General features: G+C 59.0%; 18 protein-coding genes. 12 read left to right on the plus strand and 6 right to left on the minus strand.

All coding sequences use genetic code 11. The annotated features are described in order from the left end of the window. Positions 1-91 precede the first annotated feature (91 nt). The gene (locus A8O26_RS17440; protein WP_064119092.1) at positions 92-1570 is read left to right on the plus strand and encodes a helicase HerA-like domain-containing protein; all 1479 of its coding nucleotides are present in this window, start codon (positions 92-94) and stop codon (positions 1568-1570) included. 103 nt (positions 1571-1673) lie between these two features. Here the strand turns inward: A8O26_RS17440 and A8O26_RS17445 are convergent, their stop codons facing one another. Further along, positions 1674-2129, minus strand: coding sequence for a DUF721 domain-containing protein (locus tag A8O26_RS17445; RefSeq protein ID WP_064119093.1), 456 nt, complete (start codon positions 2127-2129; stop codon positions 1674-1676). Between the two features lie 309 nt (positions 2130-2438). On the opposite strand from A8O26_RS17445, the gene secA reads away from it, so the two are divergent. From secA to A8O26_RS17465, 4 genes are all read left to right on the plus strand, one after another. Continuing rightward, a complete protein-coding gene (gene secA, locus A8O26_RS17450; RefSeq protein ID WP_064119094.1) occupies positions 2439-5174 on the plus strand; it encodes a preprotein translocase subunit SecA in 2736 nt (911 codons plus the stop codon). Between the two features lie 122 nt (positions 5175-5296). After that, complete coding sequence (argJ, locus tag A8O26_RS17455) at positions 5297-6514, plus strand: bifunctional glutamate N-acetyltransferase/amino-acid acetyltransferase ArgJ (protein ID WP_064119095.1); 1218 nt, start codon at positions 5297-5299, stop codon at positions 6512-6514. Between the two features lie 180 nt (positions 6515-6694). Further along, on the plus strand, positions 6695-7327 hold the full coding sequence (locus tag A8O26_RS17460) for a glutathione S-transferase family protein (protein ID WP_064119096.1): 633 nt from the start codon (positions 6695-6697) through the stop codon (positions 7325-7327). Next, positions 7324-8271: a Nudix family hydrolase gene (locus A8O26_RS17465; RefSeq protein ID WP_064119097.1), complete on the plus strand. Its 948-nt coding sequence runs from the start codon at positions 7324-7326 to the stop codon at positions 8269-8271. The genes A8O26_RS17460 and A8O26_RS17465 overlap by 4 nt, the downstream gene beginning before the upstream one ends. A gap of 113 nt (positions 8272-8384) precedes the next feature. Here A8O26_RS17465 and A8O26_RS17470 read toward each other — a convergent pair whose 3' ends face one another. Genes A8O26_RS17470 through A8O26_RS17480 form a run of 3 tightly spaced genes read right to left on the minus strand, consistent with a single transcriptional unit; the run spans position 8385 to position 11972 of the window. Continuing rightward, complete coding sequence (locus A8O26_RS17470; RefSeq protein ID WP_064119098.1) at positions 8385-8969, minus strand: cob(I)yrinic acid a,c-diamide adenosyltransferase; 585 nt, start codon at positions 8967-8969, stop codon at positions 8385-8387. Between the two features lie 3 nt (positions 8970-8972). Beyond that, complete coding sequence (locus tag A8O26_RS17475; protein ID WP_064119099.1) at positions 8973-11009, minus strand: sensor histidine kinase; 2037 nt, start codon at positions 11007-11009, stop codon at positions 8973-8975. Between the two features lie 45 nt (positions 11010-11054). After that, positions 11055-11972 carry a putative 2-dehydropantoate 2-reductase gene (locus A8O26_RS17480; RefSeq protein WP_064119100.1) on the minus strand — a complete coding sequence of 306 codons (918 nt, stop codon included), beginning with the start codon at positions 11970-11972 and terminating at the stop codon, positions 11055-11057. 140 nt (positions 11973-12112) lie between these two features. Between A8O26_RS17480 and A8O26_RS17485 the strand changes: the two genes are divergently transcribed. Next, positions 12113-12598 carry a YajQ family cyclic di-GMP-binding protein gene (locus A8O26_RS17485; RefSeq protein WP_008080210.1) on the plus strand — a complete coding sequence of 162 codons (486 nt, stop codon included), beginning with the start codon at positions 12113-12115 and terminating at the stop codon, positions 12596-12598. 181 nt (positions 12599-12779) lie between these two features. Further along, positions 12780-13622, plus strand: coding sequence for a mechanosensitive ion channel family protein (locus A8O26_RS17490; RefSeq protein ID WP_034153426.1), 843 nt, complete (start codon positions 12780-12782; stop codon positions 13620-13622). Between the two features lie 118 nt (positions 13623-13740). Here the strand turns inward: A8O26_RS17490 and A8O26_RS17495 are convergent, their stop codons facing one another. Then, positions 13741-15099 carry an OprD family porin gene (locus A8O26_RS17495; RefSeq protein WP_064119101.1) on the minus strand — a complete coding sequence of 453 codons (1359 nt, stop codon included), beginning with the start codon at positions 15097-15099 and terminating at the stop codon, positions 13741-13743. Positions 15100-15996: 897 nt separating this feature from the next. On the opposite strand from A8O26_RS17495, the gene A8O26_RS17500 reads away from it, so the two are divergent. After that, positions 15997-16422 carry an HIT family protein gene (locus A8O26_RS17500; protein WP_064119102.1) on the plus strand — a complete coding sequence of 142 codons (426 nt, stop codon included), beginning with the start codon at positions 15997-15999 and terminating at the stop codon, positions 16420-16422. A gap of 3 nt (positions 16423-16425) precedes the next feature. Then, the gene (locus A8O26_RS17505; RefSeq protein WP_064119103.1) at positions 16426-16632 is read left to right on the plus strand and encodes a SlyX family protein; all 207 of its coding nucleotides are present in this window, start codon (positions 16426-16428) and stop codon (positions 16630-16632) included. Positions 16633-16704: 72 nt separating this feature from the next. On the opposite strand, the gene A8O26_RS30455 is transcribed toward A8O26_RS17505, so the two are convergent. Then, the gene (locus A8O26_RS30455; RefSeq protein WP_064119104.1) at positions 16705-17307 is read right to left on the minus strand and encodes a cold-shock protein; all 603 of its coding nucleotides are present in this window, start codon (positions 17305-17307) and stop codon (positions 16705-16707) included. Positions 17308-17619: 312 nt separating this feature from the next. On the opposite strand from A8O26_RS30455, the gene A8O26_RS17515 reads away from it, so the two are divergent. The 3 genes from A8O26_RS17515 to A8O26_RS17525 all read left to right on the plus strand — a co-directional run bounded on the left by A8O26_RS17515 (position 17620) and on the right by A8O26_RS17525 (position 18967). Beyond that, complete coding sequence (locus A8O26_RS17515; RefSeq protein WP_025112783.1) at positions 17620-18090, plus strand: Dps family protein; 471 nt, start codon at positions 17620-17622, stop codon at positions 18088-18090. Between the two features lie 185 nt (positions 18091-18275). Beyond that, positions 18276-18614 carry a ribbon-helix-helix domain-containing protein gene (locus A8O26_RS17520; RefSeq protein WP_064119105.1) on the plus strand — a complete coding sequence of 113 codons (339 nt, stop codon included), beginning with the start codon at positions 18276-18278 and terminating at the stop codon, positions 18612-18614. Between the two features lie 131 nt (positions 18615-18745). After that, the gene (locus A8O26_RS17525) at positions 18746-18967 is read left to right on the plus strand and encodes an FmdB family zinc ribbon protein (RefSeq protein ID WP_064119106.1); all 222 of its coding nucleotides are present in this window, start codon (positions 18746-18748) and stop codon (positions 18965-18967) included. The last annotated feature ends 66 nt before the right edge of the window (positions 18968-19033 follow it).

Here is a 19033-nt window from a genome sequence, read left to right on the forward strand (position 1 = left end):
TTAGGGAAATGTCCGGCATGACTTGTGGTCGGGGTCTCTCACTCCTCTTTATCGGCCATGCAGAATCAAAGATTAACCATTAGGTGACAAAATGCCTGACTCCTCGCAACTCGTAATCGGCGCTGATCTCGCAGGCCAACAGATTGCTCAGGCGATGCGCCTGGCCAACCGCCACGGCCTGGTCGCCGGCGCCACCGGTACCGGAAAAACCGTCACCTTGCAGCGTTTGGCCGAGGCGTTCAGCGACGCTGGCGTGGCGGTATTTGCCGCGGACATCAAGGGCGATCTGTGTGGCCTCGGCGCTGCCGGCAACCCGCAGGGCAAGGTTGCCGAGCGTATCGCCGGGATGCCGTGGCTCAACTACAAGCCGCAGGCGTATCCGGTGACGTTGTGGGACATCCACGGTGAATCCGGTCATCCATTGCGCACCACGTTGAGTGAAATGGGCCCGCTGCTGATCGGCAGCTTGCTGGAGCTGACCGACAGTCAGCAGTCGGCGCTCTACGCAGCCTTCAAGGTCGCCGACCGCGAAGGCCTGTTGCTGCTGGATCTGAAAGACCTGAAAGCGCTGCTCAATCACCTCAAGGACAATCCGCAACTGCTCGGTGAAGACGCGGCGCTGATGACCACCGGTTCCAGTCAGGCGCTGTTGCGCCGTCTGGCGACGCTGGAACAGCAGGGTGCCGAAGCGTTGTTCGGCGAGCCGGCGCTACAACTCGAAGACATTCTGCAACCGACCGCCGATGGCCGCGGGCGCATTCATTTGCTCGATGCCAGCCGGCTGGTGCATGAAGCCCCGAAGGTCTATGCGACGTTCCTGTTGTGGCTGCTGGCAGAGCTGTTCGAGCAGTTGCCGGAACGTGGCGATGCCGACAAACCGCTGCTGGCGCTGTTTTTCGATGAGGCGCATTTGTTGTTCGGTGATACGCCGAAGGCCTTGCAGGAACGCCTGGAACAGGTGGTGCGCTTGATCCGTTCGAAAGGCGTTGGCGTTTATTTCGTCACGCAATCGCCGGCGGATTTGCCGGATGACGTGCTGGCGCAGCTGGGTTTGCGCATCCAGCACGGCCTGCGCGCGTTCACCGCCAAAGAGCAGAAATCCCTGCGCGCTGTGGCGGACGGCTTCCGGCCGAATCCGGCGTTCGACAGTTTGTCGGTGTTGACGGAGCTGGGGATTGGTGAGGCGCTGGTGGGGACGCTGACCGAAAAAGGCACGCCGGAAATGGTCCAGCGCGTACTGGTTGCGCCGCCGCAATCGCGGATCGGGCCGTTGACCGAGACCGAACGCACCGTGCTGATCGCCGGTTCACCGTTCAAGGGGCGTTATGACAAGCCAATCGATCGGGAATCGGCGTATGAAATTCTGATGGGACGCAAAGGGCTGGCGCCTGAGGCTGAAGCGCCAGCGGCTTCGCAAGAGCCGAGTCTGGCGGACAGGGCTGGAGAGTTCCTGGGTACGGCAGCAGGGCAGGCCTTGAAGTCAGCCATGCGTCAGGCTGCCAATAACCTCGGCAAACAACTGGTGCGCGGCCTGATGGGGTCGCTGCTCGGCGGCAGCAAACGCCGCTGAAACCTGTGGGAGCGAGCTTGCTCGCGAAGGCGCCGTGTCAGGCAACACATAGGTTGAATGACAGTCCGCATTCGCGAGCAAGCTCGCTCCCACAGGGAATTTGTCAGGTCTTGTCTTTGGCGTGCGCCGCCAGTCGCTCCAGCGCCGCGCGCAACCCCGGATCACTGATCCCGTCCGCCGTCGCCTGAATCGTCGCCGCGGCATCCGTCGACAAATCCATCGTGTGCCCGACCGCTCCACGCTGCACCGTCGGCGGCTGCACCTTGAACAGAATCCGCGTCAAACTGGTGAACTCGTCAAACATCTGCAATTGCCGCTGCAAGCGTTTTTGCTGGTAGCGCAGACGCGTGGCCCAATGACCATCAGTGACAATCAACAACAAACTGCCCTCACGCCACGAGGCCACATGGCAGTGTTCACGGGCGGCGGGTTGCAGTTGGCTTTCGAGCAGGCGTTGCAAATGACCCAGTCGTTGGGCATGGCCGAGGATGGCTTTGAGCGGCTTGGCTTCGCGTAATAGAACGGCGGGTGCTCTGGCCGTAAGAGGGCGAAATGCCATGATCGAACACCTGAAGTAACAGAAACGCCATGGTAGCAGAAAGGGCCCGTTTCACTCGCCCATTGCTTTTGCCCCCGCTTTACCCATTAAATCAACAACTAACTTCTGCCTTGTATGACTTGAAGTTGAGCAAAACGCCCCTATTTTAAGTGAGCCCCGTCAAAGCGCAGTGCCAGCATCGTGGAACATCGCCACTTTCCTCACTTCCGTTTCCGGGTAGAATGCTCGTTCGCATGCGGCCATGAGGGCTGCACGGGCGACGCTCACGGGGCCGCCCTCCATCCCTTTAGTGTGGAAGATCCTGCCGATATGTTTGCGCCTTTGTTAAAGAAACTTTTTGGAAGCAAGAACGAGCGTGAAGTCAAACGCATGCTCAAGACGGTGCAGCTCGTCAATGCCTTCGAAGAGCAAATGGTGGCCCTTTCGGACGATCAATTGCGCGCCAAGACCGCTGAGTTCAAGGCCCGCATCGCCAAAGGGGAAACCCTCGACAAGCTGTTGCCAGAAGCCTTTGCGGTCGCCCGCGAAGCCGGCAAGCGCATCATGGGTATGCGCCACTTCGACGTACAGCTCGTCGGTGGCATGACCTTGCACGAAGGCAAGATCGCCGAAATGCGCACCGGTGAGGGTAAAACCCTCGTAGCGACCCTGGGTGTTTACCTCAACGCATTGTCCGGCAAGGGCGTGCACGTTGTGACGGTGAACGACTACCTGGCGCGTCGTGACGCCAACTGGATGCGCCCGCTGTATGAATTCCTCGGCCTGACCGTCGGCGTCGTGACGCCGTTCCAGCCACCGGAAGAGAAACGTCTGGCCTACGCCGCCGACATCACCTACGGCACCAACAACGAATTCGGTTTCGACTACCTGCGCGACAACATGGCGTTCAGCATGGAAGAAAAATTCCAGCGCGAACTCAACTTTGCCGTGATCGACGAAGTCGACTCCATCCTCATCGACGAAGCGCGTACCCCGCTGATCATCTCCGGTCAGGCCGAGGACAGCTCCAAGCTGTACATGGAGATCAATAAACTGATCCCGCAGCTGGAACTGCACGTTGAAGAAGTCGAAGGCGAAGTCACCAAGGCTGGCCACTACACCGTTGACGAGAAGACCCGTCAGGTCGAACTCAACGAAGCCGGTCACCAGTTCATCGAAGACATGCTCACCCGCGTCGGCCTGCTGGCTGAAGGCGAGAGCCTGTACTCGGCGCACAACCTCGGCCTGCTGACCCACGTGTATGCCGGTCTGCGTGCGCACAAGCTGTTTAACCGCAACATCGAATACATCGTGCAGGACGGTCAGGTCGTACTGGTCGACGAACACACCGGCCGTACCATGCCGGGCCGTCGTCTGTCCGAAGGCCTGCACCAGGCCATCGAAGCCAAAGAAGGCCTGAACATCCAGGCCGAGAGCCAGACCCTGGCCTCGACTACGTTCCAGAACTACTTCCGTCTGTACACCAAGCTGTCCGGCATGACCGGTACCGCCGACACCGAAGCGTTCGAATTCCACCAGATCTATGGTCTGGAGGTCATGGTCATTCCGCCGAACAAACCGTTGGCGCGTAAAGACTTCAACGACCTGGTGTTCCTCACCGCCGAAGAGAAATACGCGGCGATCGTTGCGGACATCAAGGAAAGCATGGCTGCCGGTCGTCCGGTGCTGGTGGGTACTGCGACCATCGAAACCTCCGAGCACATGTCCGCATTGCTCGTGAAGGAAGGCATCGAACACAAGGTTCTCAACGCCAAGTTCCACGAAAAAGAAGCCGAGATCATCGCGCAGGCCGGTCGTCCGGGCGCACTGACCATCGCCACCAACATGGCCGGTCGTGGTACCGACATTCTGTTGGGCGGTAACTGGGAAGTTGAAGTCGCGTCGCTGGAAGACCCGACCCCTGAGCAGATTGCCCAGATCAAGGCCGACTGGCAGAAGCGTCACCAGCAAGTGCTGGAATCGGGCGGCTTGCAGGTGATTGCTTCCGAGCGTCACGAATCCCGTCGTATCGACAACCAGCTGCGTGGCCGTGCCGGTCGTCAGGGCGATGCCGGTTCGAGCCGCTTCTACCTGTCGCTGGAAGACAGCCTGATGCGCATCTTCGCCTCTGATCGGGTGAAGAACTTCATGAAAGCCCTGGGCATGCAGCCGGGCGAAGCGATCGAGCACCGCATGGTGACCAACGCGATCGAGAAGGCGCAGCGCAAGGTTGAGGGCCGCAACTTCGACATTCGCAAGCAACTGCTCGAGTTCGACGACGTCAACAACGAACAGCGTAAAGTGATCTATCACATGCGCAACACGTTGCTGGCCGCTGACAACATCGGCGAAACCATCGCCGACTTCCGTCAGGACGTGCTCAACGCCACCGTCAGCGCGCATATTCCGCCGCAATCGCTGCCAGAGCAGTGGGACGTGGCCGGTCTGGAAGCCTCGATTGCCAGCGACTTCGGCGTGACACTGCCGATCCAGCAATGGCTCGACGAAGACGATCACCTGTACGAAGAAACCCTGCGCGAGAAGCTCATGACCGAGCTGATGGCGGCGTACAACGAGAAAGAAGATCAGGCCGGTGCCGACGCACTGCGCTCGTTCGAGAAACAAATCGTGCTGCGCGTACTGGATGACCTGTGGAAAGACCACCTGTCGACCATGGATCACCTGCGTCACGGTATCCACCTGCGTGGCTACGCTCAGAAGAACCCGAAGCAGGAATACAAGCGCGAGTCGTTCACGCTGTTCTCCGAACTGCTCGATTCGATCAAGCGCGACTCGATCCGTGTGCTGTCGCACGTTCAGGTGCGCCGCGAAGATCCCGAAGCCGAGGAGCAACGTCTGCGTCAGGAAGCCGAAGCACTGGCGGCCCGCATGCAGTTCGAACACGCCGAAGCGCCAGGTCTGGAGCAACCGGAAGTATTGGGTGAAGAGGTTGATGTAGCCCTCGCCACCGCCCCGGTTCGCAACGATCAGAAGCTGGGCCGCAACGAACTGTGCTACTGCGGTTCGGGCAAGAAATTCAAGCATTGCCACGGGCAGATCCAGTAAAACCCGTTTCAATCGCTGAAATACCCGCGCCGCGACCGGCTCCTGCCGTCGCGGCGTTTTGCCATTTAAATCACCGCCGCATCGATTGGCGGTGCTGACATCATTGAGTAAGGAGCGCATTCATGGCTGTTGGTCTTGGTCCTTTGCCAACGTTGCACCCGGTTGCCGGTTTTGAACTCGGTATCGCCTCGGCCGGCATCAAGCGCCCCGGGCGCAAAGATGTCGTTGTGATGCGCTGCGCTGAAGGCTCGACCGTGGCCGGTGTCTTCACGTTGAACGCCTTTTGCGCGGCGCCGGTGATTCTGGCGAAAAAACGCGTACAGAATGACGTGCGTTATCTGCTGACCAATACTGGCAACGCCAACGCGGGCACCGGTGAGCCGGGTCTGGCCGCCGCTGAGCGCACCACCGCCAAACTGGCTGAGCTGACCGGCGTCGATGCCAGCCAGATCCTGCCGTACTCCACCGGCGTGATCGGCGAACCGCTGCCGGTCGAGAAGATTGAAGGCGCATTGCAAGCCGCGCTCGACGATCTGTCGGAAAACAACTGGGAAGCCGCTGCCACCGGCATCATGACCACCGATACCCTGCCGAAGGGCGCCAGCCGTCAGTTCGAGCATGACGGCGTGACGATCACCGTCACCGGCATCAGCAAAGGCGCGGGCATGATCCGTCCGAACATGGCGACCATGCTCGGTTACATCGCCACCGACGCCAAAGTCTCCCGCGACGTCCTGCACAATCTGATGCTCGACGGCGCCAACAAGTCGTTCAACCGCATCACCATCGATGGCGACACCTCGACCAACGATTGCTGCATGCTGATCGCCACGGGTAAAGCCGCACTGCCGGAAATCACCCGTGCCGAAGGCGAACTGTTCGCCAAGTTGAAGCAAGCGGTATTCGAAGTGTGCATGGACGTGGCTCAGGCCATCGTGCGTGACGGCGAAGGCGCGACCAAGTTTGTCACTGTTGAAGTGAATGGCGGCGGCAATCATCAGGAATGCCTCGACGTCGGTTACACCGTGGCGCACTCGCCGCTGATCAAGACCGCGCTGTTCGCCTCCGACCCGAACTGGGGCCGCATTCTGGCTGCCGTCGGTCGTGCCGGCGTGCCGGATCTGGACGTGAGCAAGATCGACGTGTTCCTCGGTGACGTGTGCATCGCCAGCCGTGGCGCCCGCGCTGCCACCTACACTGAAGCGCAGGGTTCGGCGGTGATGCAGCAGGAAGAAATCACCATCCGTATCGAACTGGGTCGCGGCGATTGCAGCGAAACCATCTGGACCACCGACCTGTCGCATGAATACGTGAAGATCAACGCTGAATACCGTACTTGATCCAAAATGTGGGAGCGGGCTGCCGGCCTCTTCGCGAGCAAGCTCGCTCCCACAGTGGTTTCGGCCGTTCATACATGTTGTGTACATCCAAGATCCTGTGGGAGCGAGCTTGCTCGCGAAGGCGATGGTTCAGACACGACAAGTTTAGAAGCTTTCCTCTGACGAAAAGGCGCCACACCCATGTCCCTGCACCTGATCATCGGCGACAAACTGCTGTCCTCCTGGTCCCTGCGTGCCGCCCTGGCCGTTGAACTGACCGGCGCTCCTTACACCGAAGAACTGATCAAACTCGGCAAGCCCGACACCCGCGAACGGCTGCTCAAGCATTCGCCGACCGCCAAAGTGCCGCTGCTGCAAACCTCGCGTGGCACGGTTGCCGATTCGCTGGCCATCGCCGAATACCTCGCCGAGCAGTTCCCGTCCGAGCAACTCTGGCCAAGCGATATCTTCGCCCGTGCTCAGGCCCGATCCGCTTGCGCACAGATGCACAGCGGCTTCTTCGCCATGCGTAATCACATGCCATTCAACCTCAGCCATGACGCGCCGCTGAACCCGGTGCCGCCAGAAGTGAAGGTCGACATCGAACGCATGCTCGCGCTGTGGGCCGAGTGCCGCGCCGCCGCCACCGAGAGCGGACCTTATCTGTTTGGCCGGGTCAGTCTGGCCGATGCCTTCTTCGCGCCGATTGCCGTGCGTCTGCGTACCTATCAGGTGAACCTGCCGGCCGCCGACCAGGCCTATGTTGAAACCGTCTACCAATGGCCCGCCTTCAGGGCGTGGCAGAAGGCCGGACTGGAGGAGTTGAATCCGTGAAACGCGTACACGTCGCCGCTGCCGTCATTCGTGACGACAACGGCAAGATCCTCATCGCCCGCCGCGCCGACACCCAGCATCAGGGCGGTCTGTGGGAGTTTCCCGGCGGCAAGGTCGAGGCCGACGAGTCGGTCGAAAGCGCGCTGGCCCGCGAGCTGCACGAAGAGTTGGGCATCGTCGTTGGCGCCGCCCGACCGCTGATCAAGGTGCGTCACGACTATCCCGACAAGCAGGTGTTGCTGGATGTCTGGGAAGTCTCGGCATTCACCGGTGAGCCGCACGGTGCCGAAGGCCAGCCGTTGGCCTGGGTCACGGCGAAAGAACTGGCGAACTATGAATTCCCGGCGGCTAATCAGCCGATCGTGGCGGCAGCGCGTTTGCCGGCCGAATACCTGATCACCCCGGAAGATCTGGAAACCCCGGCGTTGCTGCGCGGTATCCAGAAGGCGATTGCCGGCGGGATCAAGTTGATTCAGCTGCGCGCGCCGAATGGCTATGACCCCAAGTACCGTGATCTGGCGGTCGATGCGGCCGGCCTGTGTGCGGGCAAGGCGCAGTTGATGATCAAGGGGCCGTTCGAGTGGCTTGGCGATTTCCCGTCGGCCGGTTGGCACATCACTTCTGCACAGCTGCGCAAATACGCGGCGGCGGGGCGGCCGTTGCCGGCGGAGCGCTGGTTGGCGGCGTCCTGCCACAACGCTGAGGAGTTGGCGTTGGCGGAACAGATGGGCGTGGATTTCGTCACGCTGTCACCGGTGCAGCCGACGCTGACCCACCCGGATGCGCAGCCGCTGGGCTGGGAGCAGGCTGAGGCGTTGATTGAAGGCTTCAGTAAACCGGTGTTTCTGTTGGGCGGGGTTGGTCCGGCGGAGCGCGAAAAAGCCTGGGGCGTTGGCGCGCAGGGTGTGGCGGGGATTCGCGCGTTCTGGCCTGATTCTCTGTAAAGGCTGCTGGCCCATTCGCGAGCAGGCTCGCTCCCACATTTGATTGCATTCCAACTGAAGAAATCCGATCAACTGTGGGAGCGAGCCTGCTCGCGAAGGCGATCTTTCAGGCGCTACTTTTCTGCAGGCTTTGCCGCCGGCTGCCAAAGAATCTCCGCAACCCCCTGCCGCCGCGCAATCAACCGCGCCGCCACAAACAACAAATCCGACAACCGATTGATATACGCCAGGCCAACCCCGGCCAACGGCTCGATCGCGTTCAAATGCTGACAGCGGCGCTCGGCACTCCTCGCCAGGCTCCGGCAGACATGGGCTTGGGCAATCAGCATCGACCCGCCCGGTAGTATGAAATTCTCCAGCGGCCCCAATTCTTCATTCCACACATCGATCGCCGCTTCCAGGCGTTCGATTTCGGCCGCGTTCAACGCCTGATATTCCGGCATCGCCAACTCGCCACCCAAATCAAACAGCCGATGCTGACAAGGCGCCAACACCTCAATCAGCTCATGGAGGCCCGGACACGCCTCGCGCTCGGCAAGCAACCCGGCCAACAACACCCCGACCTGACTGTTAAGCGTATCGACCTCGCCAATCGCCTCGATGCGCGGGTGATCCTTGGGTACGCGGCGGCCATCGCCAAGGCCGGTTTCGCCTTTGTCGCCAGTGCGGGTGTAAATCTTCGACAAGCGAAAGCCCATGGGTTACCTCGGTAATTGATTGTTTTCGACCGCAATCGGCGCAGGTTGCGCCAGCGGCAGGCGCAGGGTGAAGCAGGTGCCTTGACCCGGCGCCGACTGCACTTCCATCTGGCCTTTGTGGTTGTTGGTGATGATGAAGTACGACACCGACAAGCCAAGCCCGGTGCCCTGGCCGATTTCCTTGGTGGTGAAGAACGGTTCGAAGGTGCGTTTGCGCACGTTCTCGCTCATGCCGATGCCGTTGTCCTCGACCTGAATCTCGGCCCACGGCGGATTGAGTCTGGTGCGCAAAATAATGCGCCCCGGCTCGCTGTCGTCTTCGCGCTGATGAATCGCTTGCGCGGCGTTCTTCAGCAGGTTGAGCAGTACTTGTTCCAGTTCGTTGGCGGTGCCCGGCACCGGGCCCAGCGCCGGGTCGAACTGGCGAATGATCGCCTGACCCTTGAAGTCGAAACCGATGGCCAGGTCGAAGTCGTTGCCGGCGATGTCCACCGCCTGGTCGATCAGCGCCGGCAGGTCGCACGGCGCCATTTGCCGGGTACTGCGGCGGCTGAAACTGAGCATGTGCGTGACGATTTTTGCCGCCCGGGCGCCGGCCTGTTGAATGCCGTCGAGTAATTGCGGGACTTCGCGGCCCTGCAGGTAACGGTTTACCGAGTCCAGCTCGATGCCCAGTTGCTCGGCGGTTTCGAGGTTTTTCGGCAGGTCCGTCGAGAGCCGTCGGCGAATGTTCTGCACGTTGTGCAGAATCGCGCCCAACGGGTTGTTGATTTCATGGGCCATGCCGGCCGCGAGGCCGCCGACCGAGAGCATTTTTTCCGACTGCACCATCATTTCTTCCAGCGACAGACGCTGGGTGATGTCGTCGATACGGATCACCACGCCACGCCCGGCACCGCCCATCAGCGGATAGAAGGTCAGCGCGTAATGTTTCGGCTCGTCGTCCTTGAACCAGGTCACCCGCTCGATTTTCGCCACGCTGTGTTGTTCGACGGTTTCCTTGAGTTGTGGCAGAAACGGCTTGAGCGGCTCGAAGGCGAGAAAGATTGGCTGATTCAGCGCTTCGTCCAGCCGTGTGCCGGAGAGGGCGCTGGCTTCCTGGTTCCACTGGGTGACGTAAAGCTGCTCGTCGAGGGCGATCAGCGCCGAGGGCATCGAGTCGATGATGCTGTTGAGGTAGTTCTGGAAACCAGTGAGTTTCTTCTCGATCTTGCTGCGCACCTGGACTTCCAGTTCCAGTTTGCGGTTGGTGTGGCGGGTTTCCTCGGCCAGCCCCTGCGCCTGATCGTAAGCGGCTTGCGAGTCATCGCGGGCGCGCTTGAGTTGCTGCTCGCGGGCTTCGATGCGCGAGAGCATGGTGTTGAACGCCTCGGCGAGACTGCCGATTTCATCGTGGTTACCACGCGAGGCACGCAGGGCGTAGTTTTCTTCGCGGGTGACCTGACGCGACAACTCTTCGAGTTGGTGGATCGGCCGGGTGATCAAACGCTTGATCTGCCGGGCAATCACCAGCCACAGCAGCACGCTGAAAATCAGGATGCCGAGGCTCGCGGTCAACGTACCGGTGTAGAAGGCCATCGGCAGTTCGCTGCTCGCCACCAGCAACAGATGGCCGGGCGCGGTGCCGGGGCGGGGCAGGGTGATCAGCTGGTTGCTGCGAAATTCGGTGATCTGCCAGGCTTCGATGTGCCGATAACGCTCCGGCAGTTTCAGTTTGTCGCCGCGCTGCACCTGAGCGAGGCGTTCGCCTTTGCCGTCATACAGGGCGGCGGCGCGCAGCGGTGAATAACTGTCGAGCTCCTTGAGCAGGCGTTCGGCGCTCTCCGGTGATTGCAGGGACTCGCTGACCAGACTCGGGTTGGCAATCAGTCGGCCGATGGTCTGCAAGGCCTGCGGTGCCATGCTTTCCTGGGAAATATAATAGGCGGCGCTGATAAAAGTCAGGTTGGCGACCAGCAGGACCGTGGTCAACAGCACCAGCAGGGCGGCCAGCAGTTTCTGGCCGACCGGAAGGTTTTCGAGGCGCTGGCGCAATGGCATCAGGTTTATCGCGGCAAAGGAACAAGTCGCCAGCGTAGCCGCTGCTCAGTCGCTGGGCAATCCAAGGCTGCGCAGATGCGCAACCAGCCGCTGCTGCAATTGATTGAGGTGCGGCAGATTCAATTGGTGGCGCGCGGCGACTGTGCAGGCGTAGCCCAGCAGATAGCTGATCTCGGTGCGGCGCTGGTTGGCGACGTCCTGATACATCGACGAATAGTTGGCTGCGGTGGCCAGAATCACCCGCTCGACTTCCTGCTGCAGGTTGTCGGCGGCGGCTGGTTGCCCGCAGCGCTGCAACAACTCGGTGAGTTCGGCGCACAGGGTGGCGACCTCGCAATGGTGTTCCTGCAAGCCACCGTTGCGGCAATGGTGCAACACAGTCAGTGGATTGATCGCGCAGTTCAGCGCCAGCTTGCGCCACAACCGGGTGAGGATATCGGTGCTCCACTCATGGGGGATTTTTGCCGCGTCCAGATCGTCCAGCCAGATGGGCGCGACCGGATGCCCGGCATCGCCCAGCCAGGTGTAACCGTGACCGGCGAATACCACGCGCCAGTCGCCGTCGCGAAAGGCGCCTTCGGTACTTGAGGCGCTGATGCAGCGGGCCTGCGGTACACGGCTGGCGACGGCATCCTGACTGCCGAGGCCGTTTTGCAGGAGGATCAGTTCGGCGTCCGCTGTCAGCCGTGGGGCGAGGCGGGCAACGGCGTTTTCTGCGTCATAAGCCTTGCAGGCCACCAGCAAACGGCGGATCGGTTCGGGGCTGTCGGGTGTTTCGCCGGGCACCGCGTAGGTAGTGGCCACACCTTGTTCGATCAGCGTCAAGCCGCCCGCGGCTTGATAGCTTTGCAGGCGCTTGGTATCGCGCACGATCAGCCGGACCGGCAGGCCGGCCCGGGCCAGACGTGTGGCCCACAACGTGCCGAGGCTGCCGGCGCCAAGTACATGCCAGGGGGTGGCCATCAGTTTTTTGCTCGATTGCGTACAGGCATGTGCGGCTCGCCGTGTTCGTAGGAAAAGACCCGTTATAATGAGCCCGATTTTAACCGCAAGCCAAGCGCGCTCCATCCTCATCGAGCGCGCCTTTTTATTGGAGAGATTACATGCCGTCGTTCGACGTGGTATCCGAACTGGACAAACACGAACTCACCAACGCGGTCGAGAACGCCGTGAAGGAACTCGATCGTCGTTATGACCTGAAAGGCAAAGGCAGCTTCGAGTTCAAGGAAAAAGACCTCACCGTCAGCCTGACCGCTGAAGCCGGGTTTCAGCTGGAAGCGATGATCGAAATCCTCAAGCTGGCGCTGGTCAAGCGCAAGATCGACGTGCAGTGCCTTGAGGTCAAGGACGCCTACGCTTCGGGCAAGCTGATGAAGCAGGACGCCATCCTCAAGGAAGGCATCGACAAGGAACTGGCGAAGAAGATCGTCGGCCACATCAAGGACGCTAAGCTCAAGGTCCAGGCCGCCATTCAAGGCGAGCAGGTCCGTGTGACCGGCAAGAAGCGTGATGACCTGCAAGAAGCCATCGCTGCACTGCGTGCCAAGGAATTCGGCATGCCTCTGCAGTTCAACAACTTCCGCGACTAAGCTCGGTCAGATGATCTGTGGGAGCGAGCCTGCTCGCGAAGGCGGTGTGTCAGTCAACTCATTGCTGAATGACACGGCGCCTTCGCGAGCAGGCTCGCTCCCACATTGTTTTGTGTACACCCGGCGGTTTGCTGCCGCTTACTTTTCGCGTGCCGAATGGCCGGAAATCAGGAGATAGAACATGGATTTGAATGCTGAGGTAGACAACCTGGTCAAGGCATCCCAGGCGTGGATCCCGATGATCATGGAATACGGCAGCCGTGTGCTGCTGGCAGTGATTACCCTGGCCATCGGCTGGTGGCTGATCAACAAGGTCACGCAAAAACTCGGCGGTCTGCTGGCTCTGCGTAACGCTGATCTGGCGCTGCAAGGCTTTATCAGCAGCCTGGCGAACATCATTCTCAAGGTGCTGCTGATTGTCAGCGTCGCGTCGATGATCGGTGTTGAAACCACCTCGTTCGTTGCAGCGATCGGTGCTGCCGGTCTGGCGATCGGTCTGGCCTTGCAAGGCAGCCTGGCGAACTTCGCCGGTGGCGTGCTGATTCTGCTGTTCCGTCCGTTCCGTATCGGTGACTGGATCGAAGCGCAAGGCGTTTCGGGTACAGTCGACAGCATTCAGATTTTTCACACCGTGCTGCGTACTGGCGACAACAAGACCATCATCGTGCCAAACGGTAATCTGTCGAACGGCATCATTACTAACACCAACCGTCAGCCGACTCGCAAAGTCGTATTTGATGTAGGCGTGGATTACGAAGCCGATCTGCAGAAGGCCCGTCAGGTGCTGCTGGATCTGGCCAAGGATGAGCGTGTGTTGCAGGATCCTGCACCTCAGGCCGTGATTTCGACGTTGGGCGACAGTTCGATCACTGTTTCCCTGCGTGTGTGGGTTAAAACTGCAGATTACTGGGACGTGATGTTCATGTTTAACGAACAGTCGCGTGATCGTTTAAAGACTGCCGGCATTGATATTCCTTTTCCGCAACGCGTGATTCGTGTCGTACAGGAATCGGCAACACAATGATAGGTTGCTAATTAATTGCCTGACTTGTCGGTCAGGCAACTATGACAAGTGACAGGCAATAAAAAAGGCCCATTCGAAGATGGGCCTTTTTTTATGCGTCCAAACTAACCACTGACAATTACAAGATGTTCAGTGGGTATTCGGTGATCAGGCGGAACTCTTTGACGTCGCCTTCGCCTTCGTCAGCGTTAGCGGTGTGCCACGCTTGGCGAATACGGAAAGACAGGTCTTTTGCCGGACCGCTTTGAACCACGTACTTGGCTTCAAAGTTGGTTTCGTGATGTTTGCCGTCTTCGCCGTAAGCGCCGGTATAAGAGCTGACGGTCGGAGTGTTGGTGCCGTCGATGTTCCAGCCATTGACGTAACGGACCATGAAGCTCAGACCAGGAACGCCATACTCGGCCATTTTCAGGTCGTAGCGGGCTTGAACGGATTTCTCGCCAGGACCGTTGAAGTCAGAGTACTGGATGGAGTTGGCGAGGAAGATCGAGTCACCACCGCGGTTCGAAGGACCGTGGCCGCCGACACCGATGTAGTCAAACGGAGTGTCACCGTTGACCTTCTGGAAGGCGAGGGTGAAGGTGTGAGCTTTCAGGAACGAGAACGCAGCAGCCAGGGAGAACGCAGTGTTGCTGATCTCGCCTGCTTCAGCACGACCGGTGTCGGTGGTGCGGTAGATGTTACCGTCCAGGTTCAACGACTGATCGCCACCCATCGGGATGGTGTAGTTCAGGTTGGCGTAGTACTGGTTCCAGATGTCTTCCAGCTTGGCGCCATACAGCGAAGCGGACAGATTGTCAGTGATACCGTACTTACCGCCGAAGTAGTCGATGGAGTCAGCTTTGACGCCGGCGTAAGTGGCCCACAACTCGCCATCACGGGCGTTTTTGTCCTGGCTGGTGGCCGAGTAGAAGTGACCGGCTTCGAGGTCAAGGTCTTTGACTTCGCTGCTCTGCAGCTGGAAGCCGCTGGCAGTTTGCGGAATGATCCGGGAACCACCGACAGCGAACACTGGAGCAGTGCTTGGCTGCATATCGCCGACTTTCAACTCGGTTTTGGATACGCGGAACTTGATGGCTGCGCCGGCTTTACCTTGACTGTCATTGACGTCGCGGGCGTAACCGTTGGCTTTGATGGTATCGCTACGGCTCATGTTGCCCGAACCGGAAGTACCGTCACCGCCATCGAGTTTCAAGGCCAGGTAACCGAATGCATCAATACCAACACCAACGGTACCTTGGGTGTACCCGGAGGTGAAGTTGCCCAGGAAGCCCTGAGTCCAGTCTTTCTGGTCATGGCCGCCGTTTTTGTTGTCGCGGTTGAAGTAGTAGTTCTTCAACGTCTCGGTGAGTTTCGCGTCTTCAACAAAACCTTTGGCTTCAGACTGGTCACTTACAAACGGTGCGGCCGTAGCCATTTGAGTACTGGCTGCTGCAGCAACTGCCAGTGCGATCATGCTCCACTTCATCACGCGCATCGTGATTTGCTCCTTTGGTTTTAGAAGAGTACTGCCGTCCCACCTGTTTTATTATCTGGGCGGCTCTTTCTTTTTGTGTCGGCGCAAACTTATATCACGCCGACAATGTTGGCGATACTTGCTAATCCAACCTTTCAGCTTCTTTACGACGGTGTCGCAAACGGCGTGGTGGAGGTCGCAAATTCACAGTACCAATGCAGCCGGACTGACAACTTTATCGCTGTTTCTGGGCCTTTTTGCATCGGTAAAAAAGAGTCCCTGGCAAAACACTTGAATCTCCATCGGGCAACCCTGCCACTGTTCTTATTGGGCTTGACGCAACCACTTCCGGTGGCGCGCTTATAGTCCATATGGGTACGAATGCAACAAGCGTGCACAAACCGCGATTTCACTGCGGTTATTTTTCTGAACCCCCGCCTGCTTCTGTAAAAACCTCATAAATACGGGGCGCCAAGCCGCTTTTTATCAGGGCTTGACGCCATTCCTCCTATGGTGTTGCCACGCTCAATAACGCGCGTGACAACCAAAAACGTTACCGGTTCACCCCGCCAGTGAGTATTTGGCGGATGCCCGACGCAGTGAGCGTAGACGCACTGTGCGGTTTTGGTGCAAAAAAATTTACAGCTGTTCTGAATTCATACAGCTTGCACAGGCAGTAACGCTGAACGCCTCTGCAGATTTCGGTCATTTTTTCGAGCTCAGCGGCGAAGTTGGTTCCGTGCTGGTGCGTTGGCGCCCGTAAATGTCACATGTCGGGGCATCGGCAGGGCGCCGGATTACACCGTCGTCGTGAAGGCGGGCGCATTCGCAGGTATGCTGCCGTCCTGTCGCTTGGTGCGCTGTCTCTATGGATCAGCCGCTAAGCTGAATAATGAAGATCAGCCGGGAGTGCATGCAGTGTTTGCTTTAGATTCACGACTTCAACAGGACACGCTGACCATCGGTGATTTCCCACTGTGCCGATTGCTGCTGTCCAACGACGCCAATTACCCGTGGTTCATCCTGGTGCCTCGTCGCGACGATATCAGTGAGTTGTTTCAGTTGGATGTCGCCGATCAACAGCAGCTGTGGCAGGAAACCACCGCCCTGGCTGAGCTGCTCAAGGATTTGTTCGACGCCGATAAGCTGAACGTCGCAACGCTGGGCAACGTCGTCGCTCAGTTGCACATGCATGTGATTGTGCGCAAGCGCGACGACGCAGCATGGCCGGCGCCAGTCTGGGGCAAGCACCCGGCCAAGCCATACAGTGCCGAGCAGGTCGCCGCCATTCGCGAACGTTTGCAGCGGGTCTTGACCGAGCATTTCACCTTTGTGGAGGGCTGAGTCATGAGCCTGGAAGATCGCGTTACCGATCTGGAAAGCCGTCTGGCGTTTCAGGATGACACCATTCAGGCGTTGAACGACGTGCTGGTGGCGCAGCAGCGAGTGGTCGAGCGTCTGCAATTGCAGATGGCTGCACTGCTCAAGCGCCAGGAAGAAATGGTCGGGCAGTTCGAGTCCTTCGAGGAAGACGCGCCGCCCCCGCACTATTGAGTCACGGCACAGTTTTGTGCAGGCATAAAAAAACCGCGAGCAGCCAGGCTGTTCGCGGTTTTTTGCTTTGGATCAGCGACGCGGCAGAGCGGCGATCACGTCCTCGGCTTGCAGGCCTTTGTCACGGTTCATCACCGAGAACTCGACGCGCTGGCCTTCGACCAGTACGCGGTGGCCTTCGCCACGGATGGCACGAAAGTGCACGAAAATATCATCGCCGGAATCCCGGGAGATAAAGCCGAAGCCTTTGGAGGTGTTGAACCACTTCACGGTCCCGGTATCGCGGTTGCTCATGTCGTAGCTGGTCGGTGCAGCGGCAGGTGAAGACTTATAAAAGCTGACGGCCAGGTGCACAACCACCGCAACCAGAGCAATCAACAGGCTGAACAACACGGCAGGCTGGCCGGCGATGACGGGCATCGGCGCGATCAGGGTCAAGGTTTGCAGGACGACAGTCAGGACCAGAAGAGCGCTGACGATATTTTGCAGATGCTGACGCGGGCCCTTGTTCCAGTAAGGAATCACTGGCGCGAGAAGCAGGTTCAGCAGGCCGAAAAAGGCCAGGTAAAGTGCATCGGGTTGTTGCAGGTAGGGAACGGCTTCGGATTTCAAGCTAGGGATGAACGACAGCAGCAATGCCGCTGCGCCCATTAGCAGGTGGACGATTTTCAACATTTTAATTGGCTCACGTTTATGACGGCTCACAAGGAAGAGCTGAAGGCGTACGGTTCGCTTCGTAACGAAATAAAGAGGCGGTAGGCACGTACACGGCATCAGCCTATGCGCAAGACCCCGAAAAACGGGGCATAGCGACACACTGCCTATTTAACAGTAAAGGCGGCAGCTACTCAAATCAGCCCGGCCAGTGGCACTGTGCCGGTCGATTTGTCGCAGCCTGTGCCGCCGATCAGGGCTGCGAGGTGTCGGCAGCCTTGCTAGAGTGGGTCTGCACCTGCTGGATGAATTCAATCGCCTTAGGGGGTAAACATGGCAATCGATATCGGTATCAGTGAAGAAGATCGCAAGTCCATCGTCGAAGGGCTGTCGCGTCTGCTGTCGGACACCTACGTGCTGTATCTGAAAACCCATAACTTCCACTGGAATGTCACCGGTCCGATGTTCCGTACGCTGCATTTAATGTTCGAGGAGCAATACAACGAGCTGGCGCTGGCCGTGGACTTGATCGCCGAGCGCATTCGGGCGCTGGGGTTTCCGGCGCCGGGCGCCTATGCCACCTACGCACGTCTTTCTTCTATTAAAGAGGAGGTGGGTGTACCCAGCGCCGAGAACATGATCAAGCAACTGGTCGAGGGTCAGGAAGCCGTGACCCGTACCGCACGCGGTATTTTCCCGCTGCTGGACAAGGTCAGCGACGAGCCAACGGCAGACCTGTTGACCCAGCGCATGCAGGTGCACGAGAAAACCGCGTGGATGTTGCGTGCATTGCTCGAAGCCTGATCGACAAAGGTGCGCGGGCTTGTTTGAAAGGCCCGCGCGTTGTCCGAAGTCTTACTTGTGTGGTCGGCTTATCCTACGGCGTCGGTCAACAAGTCATCTGGATATAACTTTGCGTCTGCGTTTTTATGAAGGGCACAGGATGTGTCTTTTTCAATAAGCAGAGATGGCAAAGGAGTGTCACCTATATGGTAGATGGAGACAGGCGAGGCGACAGGGTTGTCGGTTTGCCACAGGCGTTGAAAGTCGATCCGTTCGTCAACGAATTCGACATGTCGTTGATCCAGCCTTTGTCGCGGTCCGTGCGTCTGAACGGGTATGCGACCTGCCTGCGGCTGGAGCAGGTTTACTGGAATATCCTCGGCAACATGGCGGCCGATAATGGTTGTTCGGTCAGTTCGCTGCTGTCCCACGTTGATCGTGAAGTGCATTTGCGTCACGGCGGGGTGAAAAACTTCAGTGCGCTGGTGCGAGTGGTTTGCGTAATGAATGGGGTCGAGAAGCAAATGCCGGCGGTTTCAGTCTGAAACGGCGTTTGCCAATGAGGTCGCGGCCTGTGCAGTCTTACGGCTGCACAGGCCGCATTTAATGGATATAATCCCGCTCTTTCGCCGCAAAGCCCTGCGCGCGGTGGCAATCTGATCGCCGAGACACCCCCATGCCGATGTACGATTACCAATGCGCTTCCTGTGGTCATCAGTTGGAAGCCATTCAAAAGATCAGCGAGGCACCGCTGGTCGACTGCCCTGCCTGCCAGGCGCCAGAGCTCAAGAAACAGCTGTCCATGCCGGGCTTTCGCCTCAGCGGCAGCGGTTGGTACGAAACCGATTTCAAGACCGGGACCAAGAAGAATCTGGCCGGTGGCGACAAATCTGACTAGGGTCTACAGCCTGAGTCGAACGACACGCGCGAGCTACCGGGTCGCTTGAATGCGCCGGGATCTCCA

It is taken from the genome of Pseudomonas fluorescens, assembly GCF_001648775.1.
GTDB classification, from domain to species: Bacteria; Pseudomonadota; Gammaproteobacteria; order Pseudomonadales; family Pseudomonadaceae; genus Aquipseudomonas; species Aquipseudomonas fluorescens_M.

Coding starts and splice junctions, on each gene's coding strand:
- A8O26_RS17460 (WP_064119096.1), top strand. CDS start 6,695: ATGTCCCTGCACCTGATCATCGGCGACAAACTGCTGTCCTCCTGGTCC.
- A8O26_RS17525 (WP_064119106.1), top strand. CDS start 18,746: ATGCCGATGTACGATTACCAATGCGCTTCCTGTGGTCATCAGTTGGAA.
- A8O26_RS17440 (WP_064119092.1), top strand. CDS start 92: ATGCCTGACTCCTCGCAACTCGTAATCGGCGCTGATCTCGCAGGCCAA.
- A8O26_RS17490 (WP_034153426.1), top strand. CDS start 12,780: ATGGATTTGAATGCTGAGGTAGACAACCTGGTCAAGGCATCCCAGGCG.
- A8O26_RS30455 (WP_064119104.1), bottom strand. CDS start 17,307: ATGTTGAAAATCGTCCACCTGCTAATGGGCGCAGCGGCATTGCTGCTG.
- A8O26_RS17505 (WP_064119103.1), top strand. CDS start 16,426: ATGAGCCTGGAAGATCGCGTTACCGATCTGGAAAGCCGTCTGGCGTTT.
- A8O26_RS17515 (WP_025112783.1), top strand. CDS start 17,620: ATGGCAATCGATATCGGTATCAGTGAAGAAGATCGCAAGTCCATCGTC.
- A8O26_RS17485 (WP_008080210.1), top strand. CDS start 12,113: ATGCCGTCGTTCGACGTGGTATCCGAACTGGACAAACACGAACTCACC.
- argJ (WP_064119095.1), top strand. CDS start 5,297: ATGGCTGTTGGTCTTGGTCCTTTGCCAACGTTGCACCCGGTTGCCGGT.
- secA (WP_064119094.1), top strand. CDS start 2,439: ATGTTTGCGCCTTTGTTAAAGAAACTTTTTGGAAGCAAGAACGAGCGT.
- A8O26_RS17445 (WP_064119093.1), bottom strand. CDS start 2,129: ATGGCATTTCGCCCTCTTACGGCCAGAGCACCCGCCGTTCTATTACGC.
- A8O26_RS17475 (WP_064119099.1), bottom strand. CDS start 11,009: ATGCCATTGCGCCAGCGCCTCGAAAACCTTCCGGTCGGCCAGAAACTG.
- A8O26_RS17470 (WP_064119098.1), bottom strand. CDS start 8,969: ATGGGCTTTCGCTTGTCGAAGATTTACACCCGCACTGGCGACAAAGGC.
- A8O26_RS17480 (WP_064119100.1), bottom strand. CDS start 11,972: ATGGCCACCCCCTGGCATGTACTTGGCGCCGGCAGCCTCGGCACGTTG.
- A8O26_RS17520 (WP_064119105.1), top strand. CDS start 18,276: ATGGTAGATGGAGACAGGCGAGGCGACAGGGTTGTCGGTTTGCCACAG.
- A8O26_RS17495 (WP_064119101.1), bottom strand. CDS start 15,099: ATGCGCGTGATGAAGTGGAGCATGATCGCACTGGCAGTTGCTGCAGCA.